We start from the raw sequence: 16,504 nt of genomic DNA on the forward strand, positions 1-16,504 counted from the left end.
ACGCCGCTTCTACAGGCATGGCCACGTTGCAACAAATGTGGGAGCGGGCTTGCCCCGCGAAGCGCCGCGCGGGCGGCGCTCGATCTCCCAGGCGCCAAACATGTCATGGCAAGCACTGCTGGCCCAAACCCCCACCAACTCCGCTATCATGCCCGGCACGTTCCACCTCGCGAGTCCGCCATGCGCCGCCTGTTTTTCCTGCTGTTCCTGCTGCTGGCCAGCCCTGCCTTTGCCACGGGCCTGCTCGACAACCGCCCCAGCGCCACCCTCGGCGCCGCTTCGCTGGCCAACAATGCCGACTTCCTGCCGGTGCACGAGGCCTTCAAGCTCAACCTGGTCCAGGCCGATGCACACACCATCAGGCTGCGCTTCGTCGCCACCGAGGGCTACTACCTCTACCGACACCGCTTGCAGTTCCGCACCGAGCCGGCCGACATCTCCCTGGGTACGCCCAACATCCCCAAGGGCGAGGCCAAACACGACGAGTTCTTCGGCGACGTTGAGGTTTACCACGGGGTGCTCGACATCGAACTGCCGCGCACCGACCCGCGCGCCTTCACCCTGCTGGTGGGCTACCAGGGCTGCGCCGACAAGGGCCTGTGCTACCCACCGGAAACCGCGCGGCTGAGCATCGATGGCGAAGGCGGCGCAAACGCCCCTGCAACCGCCGAACCCGGCTGGAACTGGAAATCGCTACTGCTGTTCTTCCTCGCCGGGGTCGGCCTGACGTTCACCCCCTGCGTACTGCCGATGCTGCCGATCTTGTCTGGCGTGGTGCTTCGTGGCCAGGTCGGCGGCCTGCGCGGGCTGTCGTTGTCACTGGCGTACGTGCTGCCAATGGCCGCCAGCTTCGCGGCGCTTGGCGCGCTGATGGGCCTGTTCGGCGCCGGCCTGAACCTGCAGGCACGCCTGCAATCGGCCTGGGTGCTGGTACCCTTCGCACTGTTCTTCGTGGCGTTTGCCCTGGCCATGTTCGGCCTGTTCGAACTGAAGCTGCCACAGGCCCTGAGCAACCGCCTGGATAACGTCGCCAGCCGCACCAAAGGCGGTTCACTGCTTGGCGCGGCCGTGCTGGGCGTGCTGTCCAGCCTGCTGGTTTCGCCGTGCGTATCGGCGCCCCTGGCCGGTGCCCTGCTGTACATCAGCGCCAGCGGCGATGCTTTGGGCGGTGCCCTCAAGCTGTTTGCCCTGGGCCTCGGCATGGGCGCGCCACTGCTGCTGGTAGCCACCGGTGGCGCAGCCTGGCTGCCGAAGAGCGGCCCCTGGATGAATACCGTGAAGAACGCCATCGGCGTGCTGCTGCTGGGGCTGGCCATCGGCCTGCTCAGCCGCGTGTTGCCGGGCCCGGTGACCTTGCTGCTGGTCGGCTTCCTCGCCGCTGGCGTGGCGCTGTTCCTCGGTGCCCTGGAGTTCGTCGTCAAGAGCCCACGCCAGCGCCTCGCCCAACTGCTGGGGCTGGCCTTGCTGGTGTACGCCCTGGCTTGCTGGTACGGCGCCCTCAGTGGCCAGGGTGACCCGCTGCGGCCACTGCCGGCGGCAACGGTTGCGGCCAGTGCCAGCAGCGCGGCGGCCAAGGCCGATGCCTGGCAGACCATCACCACCCCCGAGGCCCTGGACGCGGCCCTGGCCCAGGCCAAGGCGGCTGGCCAGCCGGTGTTGCTGGACTGGTACGCCGACTGGTGCATCAGTTGCAAGGTGATCGAACACGAAGTACTCAACGCACCACAGGTGCAGCCGCAACTGGCGGCCTTCAAGCTGCTGCGTTTCGACATCACCGAGAGCAATGCCGAGCAACGCACGCTGTTGGACCGTTACCAGCTGTTCGGCCCCCCCGCCCTGCTGTTCTTTGCCGCGAACGGCAGCGAAATGACCGCCGATCGGGTGATTGGCGAGATAAACGCCGGTGAATTTGCGCAAATTCTGACACGCGTGCGCGGCAAAGTCGGTCTATAACTTCCCGCGTGCCGGGAAAAATCCTGAAACGAGTGACCAGATTTAATTATTTGGTCACATACTTCGCGCGAATCTCGGACATCGTGCTGGCTACTGCCGGGAACTGGACACCTGCCGTCGCTTTGCGGCACACTCGCCGCGCTGTGTCGAATTGCCCTACAAATCCAAGGAATCCGCAGATGGCAACGCTACTGGTGCTCCACGGCCCCAACCTCAACCTGCTCGGTACCCGCGAGCCAGGCCACTACGGCGCCGTGACCCTGGCCCAGATCAACCAGGACCTGGAGCAACGTGCCCGCGCCGCAGGCCACCATCTGCAGTACCTGCAGAGCAATGCCGAATACGAACTGATCGACCGCATTCACGCCGCACGCAACGAGGGTGTGGACTTCATCCTGATCAATCCGGCTGCTTTCACCCACACAAGCGTCGCATTACGTGACGCATTGCTTGCGGTGAGCATCCCATTCATCGAAGTGCACCTGTCCAACGTGCACAAACGCGAACCGTTCCGTCACCACTCCTACTTTTCCGATGTTGCCGTAGGAGTGATCTGCGGCCTGGGCGCCAGCGGTTATCGCCTGGCCCTGGAATCCGCGCTGGAACAACTGGCTGCCAACGCACAGCCCAAATGATGAAACCCTGGCCTCAGTGGGCCAGGGTTCGATAGAAACGTATCGATACGTTTTTTGTATTTCGCCCCCTGACCGAACCTTTGGGAGTTGATGATTAATGGATATCCGTAAAGTCAAGAAACTGATCGAGCTGCTGGAAGAGTCTGGCATCGACGAACTGGAGATCAAGGAAGGCGAAGAGTCGGTCCGTATCAGCCGTCACAGCAAGACCCCAGCTGCCCAGCAGTTCTACGCACCTGCACCGATGGCTGCCGCACCTGTTGCTGCCCCGGTCGCTGCAGCTGCTGCACCGGCTGCCGAAGCTGCCGCTGCTGCCCCAGCCCTGAAAGGCACCGTGATCCGTTCGCCGATGGTAGGTACCTTCTACCGCAAGCCTTCGCCGACCTCGCCAAACTTCGCTGAAGTTGGCCAGACCGTGAAGAAAGGCGACACCCTGTGCATCGTCGAAGCCATGAAGATGATGAACCACATCGAAGCCGATGTTGGCGGTGTCATCGACGCCATCCTGGTAGAAGACGGCCAGCCGGTTGAGTTCGACCAGCCGCTGTTCACCGTCGTTTGATTCGCGGAGAGCCAACGATGTCTGGGAAGCTGGAAAAAGTCCTGATCGCCAACCGCGGGGAAATTGCCCTGCGGATCCTGCGTGCCTGCAAAGAGCTGGGCATCAAGACCGTCGCCGTGCACTCCACGGCCGACCGCGAACTGATGCACCTGGGCCTGGCAGACGAGTCGGTCTGCATTGGTCCTGCTTCGTCCAAAGATTCTTACCTGCACATCCCGGCGATCATCGCCGCGGCTGAAGTGACAGGCGCTACCGCCATTCACCCAGGCTACGGCTTCCTCGCGGAAAACGCCGATTTCGCCGAGCAGGTGGAAAAGTCCGGTTTTGCCTTCATCGGCCCGAAAGCCGACACCATTCGCCTGATGGGCGACAAGGTTTCGGCCAAGGACGCGATGATCAAGTCGGGCGTACCGACCGTGCCGGGCTCTGATGGCCCACTGCCGGAAGACGAAGAAGTCGCCCTGGCGATTGCCCGTGACGTCGGCTACCCGGTGATCATCAAGGCCGCCGGTGGCGGTGGTGGTCGCGGCATGCGCGTGGTGCACAAGGAAGAGGACCTGATCGCCTCGGCCAAGCTCACCCGTACCGAAGCCGGTGCTGCCTTCGGCAACCCGATGGTGTACCTGGAGAAGTTCCTGACCAACCCACGCCACGTGGAAGTGCAGGTACTGTCCGACGGCCAGGGCAACGCTATCCACCTGGGCGACCGCGACTGCTCGCTGCAGCGTCGTCACCAGAAGGTACTGGAAGAAGCACCAGCCCCGGGCATCGACGAGAAAGCCCGCCAGGAAGTGTTCAAGCGTTGCGTCGATGCGTGCATCGAGATCGGCTACCGCGGTGCCGGTACCTTCGAGTTCCTGTACGAAAACGGCCGTTTCTACTTCATCGAGATGAACACCCGCGTGCAGGTTGAGCACCCGGTGTCGGAGATGGTGACCGGTATCGACATCGTCAAGGAGATGCTGAGCATCGCCGCTGGCAACAAGCTGTCGTTCCGCCAGGAAGACGTGGTGATTCGTGGCCACTCGCTGGAATGCCGTATCAACGCCGAAGACCCGAAGAAATTCATCCCGAGCCCAGGCAAGGTGAAGCACTTCCACGCCCCGGGTGGTAACGGCGTACGTGTTGATTCGCACCTGTACAGCGGTTACTCGGTTCCGCCGAACTACGACTCGCTGATCGGCAAGCTGATCACCTACGGCAAGGACCGCGACGAAGCCATGGCGCGCATGCGCAATGCCCTGGACGAGATCGTCGTCGACGGCATCAAGACCAACATCCCGCTGCACCGCGACCTGGTGCGTGATGAAGGTTTCTGCAAAGGCGGCGTCAACATTCACTACCTCGAACACAAGCTGGCCAACGAGCATTGATCGAGTAGTGTGATGTACCAGAACCCCGGCCTTGTGCCGGGGTTTTTATTACTTGCCAGGGCCTCATCGCTGGCAAGCCAGGCTCCCACAGGTATTGCGCATGGCTTGAAGCCTGCGCGGTCAAGGTGGGAGCTGGCTTGCCGGCGATGGGCTGCAAAGCAGCCCCATGGCCCTACCCCTTCATCCGCGGCATCTCGATGCGGTGCTCATGGACCCGCCGATACAAGGTCGCCCGCGATATCCCCAACGCCCGCGCCGCATCAGCGGGCTTCCAGCGGTGGCGAATAAGCGCATCCAGCAACAGCTGCCGCGCCGGGCACGACACGGCGCTTTCAGCTGTGCCAACCACCTCACCGCGTACTTCCTGCGGCAAATCCTGCACCCGCACCTGCCCACCCTCGCTCACCGCGCAGGCATAGCGCAACACCTGCCGCAGCTGGCGCAGGTTCCCCGGCCAACGGTAAACCAGCAATGCGTGCAGCGCATCATCTGCCAGCATCACCTCGACAGCACACGCATCGGCCTCTTCGGCCAGTAGCTGATGAATCAGCCCCAACCGATCCTCACGCTCACGCAGCGGCGGCAACTCGAACCGGGCGTTGGCCAGGCGGAAATACAGGTCCTCACGAAAACGCCCATCTTCCACCATCGCCGCCAGGTCGCGGTGGGTGGCGCAGATCACCTGGATATCCACCCGCTCACGCCGCGCCGCACCCAATGGCGCCACTTCACCCTCGGCCAGCACCCGCAACAGGCGCGTTTGCAGGTTCAGCGGCATGTCGCCGATCTCGTCGAGAAACAGCGTGCCACCATCAGCCTGCTGCAACAGCCCCTGCATGCCTTTGCTGGAAGCCCCGGTGAAGGCCCCGGCCACGTAGCCGAACAGCTCGCTCTCGATCAGGCTCTCCGGGATAGCCGCGCAGTTCAGCGTCACAAATGGGCCGTCACGCCGTTGGCTCTGCCGGTGCAACTGGCGGGCGAACACTTCCTTGCCCGCGCCTGTCTCACCCTGCACCAGCACCGCCAGGTTGCAGTCCTTGACCCGCGTGGCCAACCGCAGGTGCTGCTCGATACGGGCATCCTGAGCCTGGTGCAAAGGCTGCGTGCGCTGGCGCTGCTGCGGCGCGCTTACCCGGCCATACAAGCCGCCCAAGCCAGGCAGGCGCTGGGCGGAGGCAGCGTTCACGCGGCGCAGCTGGTCCATGTCGAACAGTTCGCCAATATGTTCGGGCAACCGCCCCAGGCGCTCCACCAACCGTTGCCGCGCCAGGCTGTTGATGGCCTGCAGGCGGCCATCGGCATCCCAGGCCAGCAGGTAGTCAGGCTGGCTTTCCACATAGCCCGGCGTGCCGTGGGCGCGCATCACCCAGTGGCCCTGGGCGCTGTGCATGAAGAAGGCGTTTTCGATTTCACGGGCGGTCTGCTCGACCAGTTGGCGGATCAGGTGCTGGCTGCGGCGGTCATCCGGCGACTGCAACGCCGAAACATCCACCACGCCCAGCAACTCGCCCTGTGGGTCGAATACCGGCGCCGCGGTGCAGGTCAGGCCGATGAAGGCAGCGCGAAAGTGATCGCGCTTGTGCACCGTGACCGGCGCCTTGCTGGTCAGCACCGCCGCCACGCCGCAGGTGCCCTCCTCGCCCTCCGACCAGCAGGTACCCAGGTACAACCCGGCCTTGCGACAGTCGTTGCGTATGGCCGACTCGACCCGGTAATCGATGGTGCGCCCCTGGGCATCGGTCAGCAGCACGCAATAGTCGGCGCCGCGTACGCGCTCGTGCAGGCGTGCCACGGCATCGCTGGCGATGCGCAGGAACAGTTCGGCGCGTTCGCGGCATTCGTTGAGCAGGCTTTGGGAAAGAATACGCGGCCCCTGCTGGGACCCAGGGTCGAGGCGGTACAGCTCCATGGATCGGCGCCATGAATCGAGGATCAGCGGTGGCACCGGCGCCTGTGGCAGGCGCTCGGCATTCTTCAGCACCCGGCTGACGCAGTCGACATGGGCTCGGGAGTTCGCGGCAAGCATTCAGGCCCTCCGGTTCTCGTTGCTGTTTTTATCGTTGTCCGGCCATTAAGCGCTTCCAGGCATGCCCCGACAAGCACTGCGTGATTACCGGCTGGCTTGAGACGCTGCGTCTCAGCGTCTCGCCCAGGTTAGCCCAGCGCTGGCACCCCGCGTCTCGCTCGCGCTGCCAATGGCCGCTGCCGTGGAACGCAACAACTGCTCTGCCAAAGGCTTTTCAGCCAGTCACAACAAAGCTGGCACCGCGCTTGCTCCTGCTCTGGCAAACAAAAAATACGAGGTGCGCCATGCCGCTACCCGCCCCGATCGTCGGGATCATTGCCAACCCTGCCTCTGGCCGCGACCTGCGCCGCCTCACCGCCAATGCCGGGCTCTATTCGAGCACCGACAAGGCCTCGGCCATCCAGCGCCTGCTGGCGGCCTTCGGCGGCACCGGTATCGGCCAGGTCCTGCTTCCCAGCGACATGACCGGCATCGCCGCCGCCGTGCTCAAGGCCAGCCAGGGCCCGGTCGCCGCCGACCAGCACTGGCCGGCCATCGAAATACTCGACCTGCCGCTGACCCAGACGGTTGCCGATACCCGCCTGGCCACTCGACGCATGGTCGAGCGCGGCGTGGCGATGATCGCCGTGCTGGGTGGCGACGGCACCCACAAGGCGGTCGCTGCCGAAGCCGGTGACGTGCCGCTGCTGACCCTGTCTACCGGCACCAACAATGCCTTCCCCGAACTGCGCGAGGCCACCAGCGCGGGCCTGGCGGGTGGCCTGCTTGCAAGCGGCCGGGTACCGGCCAGCATCGGCCTGCGCCGCAACAAGCGCCTGCTGGTGAAGGTGCCAGAACAACAGCTTGCCGAATGGGCCTTGGTGGAGGTGGCGGTATCGCCCCAGCGCTTCATCGGTGCCCGTGCACTCAGCCGCAGCGAAGACCTGTGTGAGGTGTTTGCCTGTTTCGCCGAGCCCCATGCCATTGGCCTTTCCGCCCTGTGTGGCCTGTGGCACCCAGTGTCGCGCCAGGACCCGCATGGCGCCTGGGTACGCCTGAACCCCGGTGCCGAGCAGGCGCTGCTGGCGCCACTGGCGCCTGGCCTGCTGCAAGCCTGCGGCATCACCGCCAGCGGCCCGCTGACGCCCGGCGTGGCCCACCGCCTGAGCCTGGCCAGCGGCACCTTGGCCCTGGACGGCGAACGCGAGATCGAGTTCGCCGAGCACGATACGCCCACCGTCACCCTCGACCACCAAGGCCCGCTAAGCGTGGATGTCGAGGCCGTACTGGCGCACGCCGCCCGCCATCACCTGCTGGCCGTACCGCGCGGCCACCGGCTGCACCCTGCATACCCGCGTTGAGACAACCCTGGAGAACAACAAGATGTCCAATCAACTCAGTACCGAACAACTGCTGCATGCCTATGAAGTGATGCGCACCATCCGTGCATTCGAAGAACGCCTGCACGTGGAGTTCGCCACCGGCGAGATCCCCGGCTTCGTTCACCTGTATGCCGGCGAAGAGGCCTCCGCAGCCGGGGTCATGGCCCACCTGCGCGACAGCGACTGCATTGCCTCCACCCACCGCGGCCATGGCCACTGCATTGCCAAGGGCGTAGACGTGTACGGCATGATGGCCGAGATCTACGGCAAGAAGACCGGCGTGTGCGGCGGCAAGGGCGGCTCGATGCACATTGCCGACCTGGAAAAAGGCATGCTCGGTGCCAACGGCATTGTCGGTGCCGGCGCGCCGCTGGTGGCCGGGGCGGCGCTGGCGGCCAAGATCAAGGGCCGCGACGATGTGTCAGTGGCCTTCTTCGGCGATGGCGCCTCCAACGAAGGCGCGGTGTTCGAGGCCATGAACATGGCGTCGATCATGAACCTGCCCTGCATCTTCGTGGCCGAGAACAACGGCTACGCCGAGGCCACCGCCTCCAACTGGTCAGTAGCCTGCGACCATATTGCCGACCGCGCCGCCGGCTTCGGCATGCCTGGCGTCACCATCGACGGCTTCGACTTCTTTGCCGTGTACGAAGCCGCTGGCGCCGCCATCGAGCGCGCGCGTGCCGGGCAAGGGCCATCGCTGATCGAGGTCAAGCTCAGCCGCTACTACGGCCACTTCGAAGGTGATGCACAAACCTACCGTGCACCCGATGAAGTGAAGAACCTGCGCGAAACCCGCGACTGCCTGATGCAGTTCCGCAACAAGACCACCCGTGCCGGCCTGCTCACTGCCGAGCAACTGGACGCCATCGACGCCCGCATCGAGGACCTGATCGAAGACGCCGTGCGCCGTGCCAAGTCCGATCCCAAGCCACAGCCCGCCGACCTGCTCACCGACGTCTACGTCGCCTACCCCTGAGCCGCGGATTACAAGAACAACAGGAGAACCACCATGGCAAGAAAGATCAGCTACCAGCAGGCCATCAACGAAGCCCTGGCTCAGGAAATGCGCCGCGACAACACGGTGTTCATCATCGGTGAAGACGTGGCCGGTGGTGCCGGCGCGCCCGGCGAGGATGACGCCTGGGGCGGCGTGCTGGGCGTGACCAAAGGCCTGTACCACCAGTTTCCGGGCCGCGTGCTCGACGCGCCACTGTCGGAGATCGGCTACGTCGGCGCCGCCGTCGGTGCCGCCACCCAGGGCCTGCGCCCGGTGTGCGAACTGATGTTCGTCGACTTCGCTGGCTGCTGCCTGGACCAGATCCTCAACCAGGCTGCCAAATTCCGCTACATGTTCGGCGGCAAGGCGGTCACCCCGCTGGTGATGCGCACCATGTACGGCGCCGGCCTGCGCGCTGCCGCCCAGCACTCGCAGATGCTCACCTCGCTGTGGACGCACATCCCCGGCCTGAAGGTGGTCTGCCCGTCCTCGCCCTACGATGCCAAAGGCCTGCTGATCCAGGCGATCCGTGACAACGACCCGGTGATCTTCTGCGAGCACAAGCTGCTGTACAGCATGCAGGGCGAGGTGCCGGAAGAGGTGTACAGCGTGCCGTTTGGTGAGGCCAACTTCCTGCGCGATGGCGACGACGTGACGCTGGTCACCTATGGCCGCATGGTGCATGTGGCCCTGGAGGCCGCCAACAACCTTGCCCGCCAGGGCATCGACTGCGAAGTACTGGACCTGCGCACCACCAGCCCGCTGGATGAAGACAGCATTCTGGAAAGCGTGGAAAAAACCGGCCGGTTGGTGGTGATCGACGAAGCCAACCCGCGTTGTTCCATGGCCACCGACATCAGTGCGCTGGTGGCGCAGAAGGCCTTCGCTGCGCTCAAGGGCCCCATCGAAATGGTCACTGCCCCGCACACCCCGGTACCGTTCTCCGATGCCTTGGAGGACCTGTACATCCCTGACGCGGCGAAGATCGAAGCGGCCGTGCGCAAGGTGATCGAAGCCGCAAGGAGCGCCGCATGAGCCAGATCCATACGCTGACCATGCCCAAGTGGGGCTTGTCGATGACCGAGGGCCGGGTAGACACCTGGCTCAAGCAGGAAGGTGACGAGATCAACAAGGGCGACGAGGTGCTGGACGTCGAGACCGACAAGATCAGCAGCAGCGTCGAAGCCCCTTTCAGTGGTGTGCTACGCCGCCAGGTGGCCAGGCCGGATGAAACCCTGCCGGTTGGCGCGTTGCTGGCCGTAGTGGTGGAAGGCGAAGCCGAGGAATCCGAAATTGATGCGGTGGTACAGCGCTTCCAGGCCGAGTTCGTTGCCGAAGGCGGCGCCGATCAGGCACAGGGGCCGGCCCCGCAGAAGGCTGAAGTGGGCGGGCGCCTGCTGCGCTGGTTCGAACTGGGCGAAGGCGGCACGCCACTGGTGCTGGTGCACGGTTTTGCTGGTGACCTCAACAACTGGCTGTTCAACCACCCGGCACTGGCAGCCGAGCGCCGGGTGATCGCCCTTGATTTGCCGGGCCATGGCGAGTCGGCCAAGGCCCTGCAACGCGGCGACCTGGATGAGCTGAGCGAAAGCGTGCTGGCCCTGCTCGACCATCTGGACATCGCCAAGGCGCACCTGGCCGGGCACTCCATGGGCGGCGCGGTCAGCCTGAACGTGGCGCGCCTGGCACCGCAGCGGGTGGCCAGCCTGAGCCTGGTGGCCAGTGCCGGCCTGGGCGAGGCGATCAACGGGCAGTACCTGCAAGGCTTCGTCAGCGCTGCCAACCGCAATGCCCTGAAACCGCAGATGGTGCAGTTGTTCGCGGACCCGGCTCTGGTCACCCGGCAGATGCTGGAGGACATGCTCAAGTTCAAGCGCCTGGAAGGTGTGGATCAGGCCCTGCAACAGCTGGCATCAACAATCGCCGACGGCGAGCGTCAGCGCCACGACCTGCGCGGGGTGCTGGGGCAGCATCCGGCACTGGTGGTGTGGGGCGGCAAGGACGCGATCATCCCGGCCAGCCATGTCGAAGGCCTGGAGGCTGAAGTGCTGGTGCTACCGGAGGCCGGGCATATGGTGCAGATGGAGGCGGCTGATGAGGTGAATCGGAAGATGGTGGAGTTTTTGCGGGGGCGTTGAGGGAGATGAGGTGTATGTCTTGGGGTGGCGTTGGGGCATGGAGGTGCATGCCTTGGGTCTTTCAGCGCCTGTGAGATCGAGCGCCGCCCGCGCGGCGCTTCGCGGGACAAGCCCGCTCCCACATCTGTTTCGAGCCAATTATTCCTGTGTCAGGTGGGTTGCAGCCTTGGTGCATGGCTGGAGATGGATGAAGAGCAGTTGCCTACCTCGATATCGAATGGAACAAACAAGGCGGGCAGAGGTGACCTCACAGGAGTGACTGGCCCGAAACAGATGTGGGAGCGGGCTTGTCCCGCGAAGCGCCGCGCGGGCGGCGCTCGATCTCACAGGCGCAGACCAACTCAAGGCATGCACCTGTCAGCCCCCACCCAATCCCCCGACATGCCCCTCACCACCATCACGCGATCTGCATTGAGGTTGAGCCGACCGGCCTCATCGCCGGCAAGCCACACAGGTACTACACAAGCCCCAAGGGCAGCACAAATCCTGTGGGAGCGGGCATGCCCGCGAAGCAGGCGACTCGGTGTATGGTACCGGCTTCGCCGGTGTTCGCGGGCATTCCCGCTCCCACAAAAAAGCGCCGGCGCATGACCCATCGGCTTATGCCATATCTGTCTCAGCCCCCCATTCTGCGTCATACTCGGCAGACCTATTTCCCGGTCCTCGCCATGCGTCCACTGCTCCCCATCACCCTGGTCCTGCTGCTCGCCGCCTGTGGCGATGGCGAATCGCTGCTTCCTCCAGACGCACGCCTGCCTGACGGGGGGCGTTACCGGGGCGAGGTGGTGGATGGCCTGCTGCAGGGCGAGGGCCGTATCGACTACCCCAACGGCAGCTGGTACGCCGGCAGCTTCAAGGACGGCCAGTGGCATGGCCAGGGCGAATGGCATGGCCAGAACGGTGAGGTGTACCGTGGCCAGTTCGCCGAAGGGCTGTTCCAGGGGCTGGGCGACCTGACCACGCCGGGTAGCCACTACGGCGGCACGTTCAAACATGGCCGCCGCGACGGCGAAGGCACCCTCAAGCAAGCGGACCAGACCTACCGTGGCCAGTTCAAGGACGACCAGTACGACGGCGCAGGCGAGCTGGAACTGGCCGACGGTAGCCGCTACCAGGGCCTGTTTGCCAAGGGCAAGCCCAACGGCGCCGGGGTGCGCAGCGATGCCAGCGGCAACCAGTTCAGCGGCCACTTCATCAACGGCCAGTTGCAAGGCAGCGGCACCTACGACAGCGTCGATGGCGAACAGTACATCGGTGAGTTCAAGGACAACCGCCTGGAAGGCCGTGGCCGCTATGAAAACGTCGATGGCGATGTGTGGATCGGCGAATTCAAGGACGGCTCATTAAATGGCGAAGGTGAACTGCTTGGCAGCGATGGCAGCCACTACAAAGGCTCTTTCGTCGACTGGCGCCTGTCGGGCGAAGGCAGCCTGCAACTGGCCGACGGCAGCAAGTACATCGGCGGTTTCCTCAACGATGCCTACCACGGGCGTGGCCGGTTGATTCTGCCAAGCGGCAAAGTCGAAAGCGGCGTGTGGGCCAACGGCGTGCGCGTGCGCGACCAGAAAGGCACGCTGCTGCCCGACCCGTTGGACATTGCCCTGCTCAACCAGGGCCGCCTGCTGGAAGAGGCTTTGGCCCGGGTGCCGCGCTCGGCGGCACCGATCCAGCTCTACAGCCTGGTGGTTGCCGGTGACGGCCAGCAGAGCGTGTTCCTGCGCGAGGCCGACTACGTCAGCAACATGCTCAAGGTGCGTTTCGGCGCCCGTGGCCAAGTGACCCTGGTCAACCACCGCGACCACATGGCCACCCGCCCCATGGCCACCCGCGAAAACCTTACCCGCGCCGCGCAGACCCTGGCCGAGCGCAGCGGCCCCGAGGACCTGGTGTTCATCTACCTCACCAGCCATGGCAGCGAAGACCACCAACTGGTGCTCGACCAGCCGCGCCTGCAGCTGGCCGACCTTTCCGCCGACGAACTGGCCACTGCCCTGGCGCCGCTGAAGGACCGCGACAAGGTAATCGTCATCTCGGCCTGCTATTCAGGGGGCTACATCGCCCCGCTCAAGGATGACCGGACGCTGATCATGACCGCCGCGCGGGCTGACCGGGTGTCGTTCGGTTGCTCGGAAGAAGCCGACTTCACCTACTTTGGCGATGCCTTGTTCGCAGAAGCGTTGAACCAGACCGACGACCTGAAGCAGGCGTTTGAACTGGCACGCACCAGCGTTGCCGAACGGGAACAAAGGGAAGGCTTCGAGGCCTCGGAACCGCAGTTGTGGGCACCGCCTGCGGTGCTTGAGCACTGGCAGCAGCTGCGTCGCCAACAGGCCGAAGAAGCGTTGCGTAACGCCACACAGGCCAACGTGGGGCCACGGGCAAAAACGCCCGGCAACCACTAGACTTGTGTGTAACAAGGGAGAGACATCATGTATTTGACGCCTCAGCATGTCCTGCTTGCCGGTGCCACCGGCCTGACCGGTGAACACCTGCTAGACCGCCTGCTCAACGAACCCACCATCACCCGCGTGCTGGCGCCTACCCGCCGGCCGCTGGCCGAGCACCCGCACCTGGAAAACCCGGTGGGTGACCCGGCCGTGTTCCTGCCGCAGCTGGCCGGGCGGGTTGATATCGCCTATTGCTGCCTGGGAACCACGCTGAAACAGGCCGGTTCCGAGTCGGCCTTCCGCGCGGTGGACCTGGACATGGTGGTGGCCTTCAGCAAGCGCGCCCGGGAGATGGGGGCGCGGCATCTGCTGGTGGTCAGTGCGCTGGGCGCCGACCCGAAATCGTCGATTTTCTACAACCGGGTCAAAGGCGAGATGGAAGAGGCGCTGAAGGCGCAGGACTGGCCACAGCTGACCATCGTGCGGCCGTCGTTGCTACTGGGCGAGCGGATCGAACCGCGGCTCACCGAGCAATTGGTTTCGCCGTTTTCCAGGCTGATACCGGGTAAGTACCGGGGGATCGAGGCTTGTACCCTGGCCCGGGCCTTGTGGCGCCTGGCGCTGGAGGAAGAGGACGGGGTGCGGGTTGTGGAGTCGGATGAGTTGCGCAGGCTGGGCAAGATCTAAGCTTCACCTGAAAGGGCCTCTTCGCGGGCTTGCCCGCTCCCACAGGTACAGTGATCAGCTGAAGGACACACAATCCTGTGGGAGCGGGCGCGCCCGCGAAAGGGCCATCACAGGCCCCCTGTGGCCTGGAAGCCCACACCGGCCGCTGTCAGCAACGACAACGGCAGCAACAGGGTATCGAGCAACATGCTGCCAGGCAGGTCCAACCCAGGATAGGCCGGTGCTTCAGCCCCGTAGTGGTCCCGCGGGCAACACCCGCCATTGATCACGTACAAATCCAGCCGGGTACCGGCGTACACCACCGGCGCCCCGGGCTTTGCGGCATCCAGCGTACGCACCGTGGCGCAGCCACCCAGCAACCCCAGCGCCAGCAAACCCAGCAGCGCTCGCTTCAATCATCCACCCCGAAGTGGTGTTCGCCCCAACGCGGCAACATGTCCTGGGGAATATTCAGCAGGTTGAGAATGCGCGCCACCACAAAGTCGACCAGGTCGTCGATGGTCTGCGGCTGGTGGTAGAAGCCTGGCGCTGCCGGCAGGATAACCGCGCCCATTTGCGACAGCTTGAGCATGTTCTCCAGGTGAATGGTGGAGAACGGTGCCTCGCGTGGTACCAGGATCAACTGGCGACGTTCCTTCAGGGTGACGTCGGCAGCGCGCTCGATCAGGTTGTTGCAGGCACCGGTGGCAATTGCCGACAAGGTGCCGGTGGAACAAGGCACCACCACCATCGCCGCCGGAGCGCCGGAGCCGGAGGCCACCGGCGACATCCAGTCTTCCTTGCCGTACACACGGATCTGCCCATTGGCGGCGCCGGTGTATTCGGTGAGAAAGGCCTGCATCGCCTGGGGCTTGGCCGGCAGCACCACGTCGGTCTCGGTCGCCATCACCAACTGCGCGGCCTTGGAGATCAGGAAGTGCACCTCGCGGTCCTCGCGCACCAGGCAGTCAAGCAGGCGCAGGCCATACTGGGCGCCCGAAGCGCCCGTCATGGCCAGGGTGATGCGTTCCGGCCCGCTCACTTCAGGGCCTCGGCGAGCTTGCCGTGCAGGCCACCGAAGCCGCCGTTGCTCATGATCACCACGTGAGTGCCTGGGCGGGCCTGGCCCTTGACCCGCGCGATGATCGCCTCGAGGCTGTCGGCGACCACGCTCGGTACGCTGCACTTCGCCGCGGTGGCAGCCAGGTCCCAACCGAGGTTGGCCGGGGCGTACCAGATCACCTGGTCGGCGTCGTTGACGCTTTCCGGCAAACCGTCACGGTGGGCGCCAAGCTTCATCGAATTGGAGCGTGGCTCGATCACGGCAATCACCGGGGCCTCGCCAACGCGCTTGCGCAGGCCGTCGAGGGTGGTGGCGATGGCGGTCGGGTGGTGGGCGAAGTCATCGTAGATGGTCACGCCCTGCACTTCGGCAACCTTCTCCATGCGCCGTTTGACGCTCTTGAAGGCGCTGAGGCCCTCGATACCCATGGCCGGCACCACGCCAACATGGCGGGCAGCGGCCAAGGTAGCCAAGGCGTTGGCGACGTTGTGCTGGCCAGTCATTGCCCAGTCCACAATGCCTTGGGCCTCGCCCTCGAACAGCACTTCGAAACGCGAGCCGTCGGGGCTGAGCAGACGCGCCTGCCACTGGCCACCAGCGCCTGTGGTCTGCACCGGGGTCCAGCAGCCCATGCCGATCACTCGCTCCAGCGCTTGTTCGGTAGTGGGGTGAATGACCAGGCCTTCGCCCGGGATGGTGCGTACCAGGTGGTGGAACTGCCGCTCGATCGAGGCCAGGTCCGGGAAGATGTCCGCATGATCGAACTCAAGGTTGTTGAGGATCGCGGTACGTGGGTGGTAATGCACAAACTTCGAGCGCTTGTCGAAGAAGGCACTGTCGTACTCGTCGGCTTCGACCACGAAAAACGGCGTATCGCCCAGGCGCGCCGATACCGAGAAGTTTTGCGGCACACCGCCAATCAGGAAGCCCGGGCTCATGCCCGCGTGCTCCAACACCCAGGCCAGCATGCTGCTGGTGGTGGTCTTGCCGTGGGTGCCGGCCACGGCCAGTACCCAGCGGCCGTGCAGCACGTGGTCAGCCAGCCATTGCGGGCCGGACACATAGGGCAGGCCCTTGTTCAGCACGTACTCCACAGCGGGGTTGCCACGCGACATGGCATTGCCGATGACCACCAGGTCTGGCGCCGGGTCCAGCTGGGCCGGGTCATAGCCTTGGGTCAGTTCGATGCCCTGGGCTTCGAGCTGGGTGCTCATCGGGGGATAGACGTTGGCGTCCGAGCCGGTGACGCGATGGCCAAGTTCCTTGGCCAGCACTGCCAGCGAACCCATGAAAGTGCCGCAAATACCGAGAATGTGAATATGCATGGTCGACCTCGCAAA

At 64.7% G+C, this 16,504-nt stretch carries 14 protein-coding genes; 10 read left to right on the forward strand and 4 right to left on the reverse strand.

Features of this window, described 5'->3' with window-relative positions; all coding sequences use genetic code 11:
* Positions 1-180: 180 nt before the first annotated feature.
* The 4 genes from ACIQUI_RS26210 (at position 181) to accC (ending at position 4,523) form a co-directional block, all read left to right on the forward strand.
* Positions 181-1,953, forward strand: a complete 1,773-nt coding sequence (locus ACIQUI_RS26210; protein ID WP_403203608.1) for a protein-disulfide reductase DsbD — start codon at positions 181-183, stop codon at positions 1,951-1,953.
* Between the two features lie 179 nt (positions 1,954-2,132).
* The gene (gene aroQ / locus ACIQUI_RS26215; protein ID WP_003255330.1) at positions 2,133-2,588 is read left to right on the forward strand and encodes a type II 3-dehydroquinate dehydratase; all 456 of its coding nucleotides are present in this window, start codon (positions 2,133-2,135) and stop codon (positions 2,586-2,588) included.
* Positions 2,589-2,685: 97 nt separating this feature from the next.
* Positions 2,686-3,150 carry an acetyl-CoA carboxylase biotin carboxyl carrier protein gene (accB, locus tag ACIQUI_RS26220; RefSeq protein WP_403203610.1) on the forward strand — a complete coding sequence of 155 codons (465 nt, stop codon included), beginning with the start codon at positions 2,686-2,688 and terminating at the stop codon, positions 3,148-3,150.
* A 17-nt stretch (positions 3,151-3,167) separates the two neighbouring features.
* Positions 3,168-4,523 carry an acetyl-CoA carboxylase biotin carboxylase subunit gene (accC, locus tag ACIQUI_RS26225; protein WP_198751441.1) on the forward strand — a complete coding sequence of 452 codons (1,356 nt, stop codon included), beginning with the start codon at positions 3,168-3,170 and terminating at the stop codon, positions 4,521-4,523.
* 172 nt (positions 4,524-4,695) lie between these two features.
* On the opposite strand, the gene ACIQUI_RS26230 is transcribed toward accC, so the two are convergent.
* Positions 4,696-6,549 carry a sigma-54-dependent Fis family transcriptional regulator gene (locus tag ACIQUI_RS26230; protein ID WP_403203613.1) on the reverse strand — a complete coding sequence of 618 codons (1,854 nt, stop codon included), beginning with the start codon at positions 6,547-6,549 and terminating at the stop codon, positions 4,696-4,698.
* Between the two features lie 284 nt (positions 6,550-6,833).
* On the opposite strand from ACIQUI_RS26230, the gene ACIQUI_RS26235 reads away from it, so the two are divergent.
* From ACIQUI_RS26235 to ACIQUI_RS26260, 6 genes are all read left to right on the forward strand, one after another.
* Complete coding sequence (locus tag ACIQUI_RS26235; RefSeq protein WP_403203615.1) at positions 6,834-7,889, forward strand: ATP-NAD kinase family protein; 1,056 nt, start codon at positions 6,834-6,836, stop codon at positions 7,887-7,889.
* 22 nt (positions 7,890-7,911) lie between these two features.
* Positions 7,912-8,889, forward strand: a complete 978-nt coding sequence (locus tag ACIQUI_RS26240) for a thiamine pyrophosphate-dependent dehydrogenase E1 component subunit alpha (protein WP_403203617.1) — start codon at positions 7,912-7,914, stop codon at positions 8,887-8,889.
* 33 nt (positions 8,890-8,922) lie between these two features.
* Positions 8,923-9,945 carry an alpha-ketoacid dehydrogenase subunit beta gene (locus tag ACIQUI_RS26245; RefSeq protein ID WP_403203619.1) on the forward strand — a complete coding sequence of 341 codons (1,023 nt, stop codon included), beginning with the start codon at positions 8,923-8,925 and terminating at the stop codon, positions 9,943-9,945.
* Positions 9,942-11,048: an acetoin dehydrogenase dihydrolipoyllysine-residue acetyltransferase subunit gene (locus ACIQUI_RS26250; RefSeq protein WP_403203621.1), complete on the forward strand. Its 1,107-nt coding sequence runs from the start codon at positions 9,942-9,944 to the stop codon at positions 11,046-11,048. Before ACIQUI_RS26245 ends, ACIQUI_RS26250 begins: the two co-directional genes overlap by 4 nt.
* A gap of 668 nt (positions 11,049-11,716) precedes the next feature.
* On the forward strand, positions 11,717-13,450 hold the full coding sequence (locus tag ACIQUI_RS26255; protein ID WP_403203623.1) for a C13 family peptidase: 1,734 nt from the start codon (positions 11,717-11,719) through the stop codon (positions 13,448-13,450).
* Between the two features lie 27 nt (positions 13,451-13,477).
* On the forward strand, positions 13,478-14,122 hold the full coding sequence (locus ACIQUI_RS26260) for an oxidoreductase (protein WP_403203625.1): 645 nt from the start codon (positions 13,478-13,480) through the stop codon (positions 14,120-14,122).
* A 107-nt stretch (positions 14,123-14,229) separates the two neighbouring features.
* Here ACIQUI_RS26260 and ACIQUI_RS26265 read toward each other — a convergent pair whose 3' ends face one another.
* From ACIQUI_RS26265 to mpl, 3 genes are read right to left on the reverse strand one after another with little or no spacing between them, the layout of a single operon-like run.
* The gene (locus ACIQUI_RS26265; protein ID WP_403203627.1) at positions 14,230-14,517 is read right to left on the reverse strand and encodes a YceK/YidQ family lipoprotein; all 288 of its coding nucleotides are present in this window, start codon (positions 14,515-14,517) and stop codon (positions 14,230-14,232) included.
* A complete protein-coding gene (gene ubiX, locus ACIQUI_RS26270; RefSeq protein ID WP_403203629.1) occupies positions 14,514-15,143 on the reverse strand; it encodes a flavin prenyltransferase UbiX in 630 nt (209 codons plus the stop codon). The genes ACIQUI_RS26265 and ubiX overlap by 4 nt, the downstream gene beginning before the upstream one ends.
* Positions 15,140-16,489 carry a UDP-N-acetylmuramate:L-alanyl-gamma-D-glutamyl-meso-diaminopimelate ligase gene (mpl, locus tag ACIQUI_RS26275; RefSeq protein WP_403203631.1) on the reverse strand — a complete coding sequence of 450 codons (1,350 nt, stop codon included), beginning with the start codon at positions 16,487-16,489 and terminating at the stop codon, positions 15,140-15,142. Before mpl ends, ubiX begins: the two co-directional genes overlap by 4 nt.
* Positions 16,490-16,504: the final 15 nt, after the last annotated feature.

It is taken from the genome of Pseudomonas sp. NPDC090592 (assembly GCF_044769185.1).
Lineage (GTDB): Bacteria > Pseudomonadota > Gammaproteobacteria > Pseudomonadales > Pseudomonadaceae > Aquipseudomonas.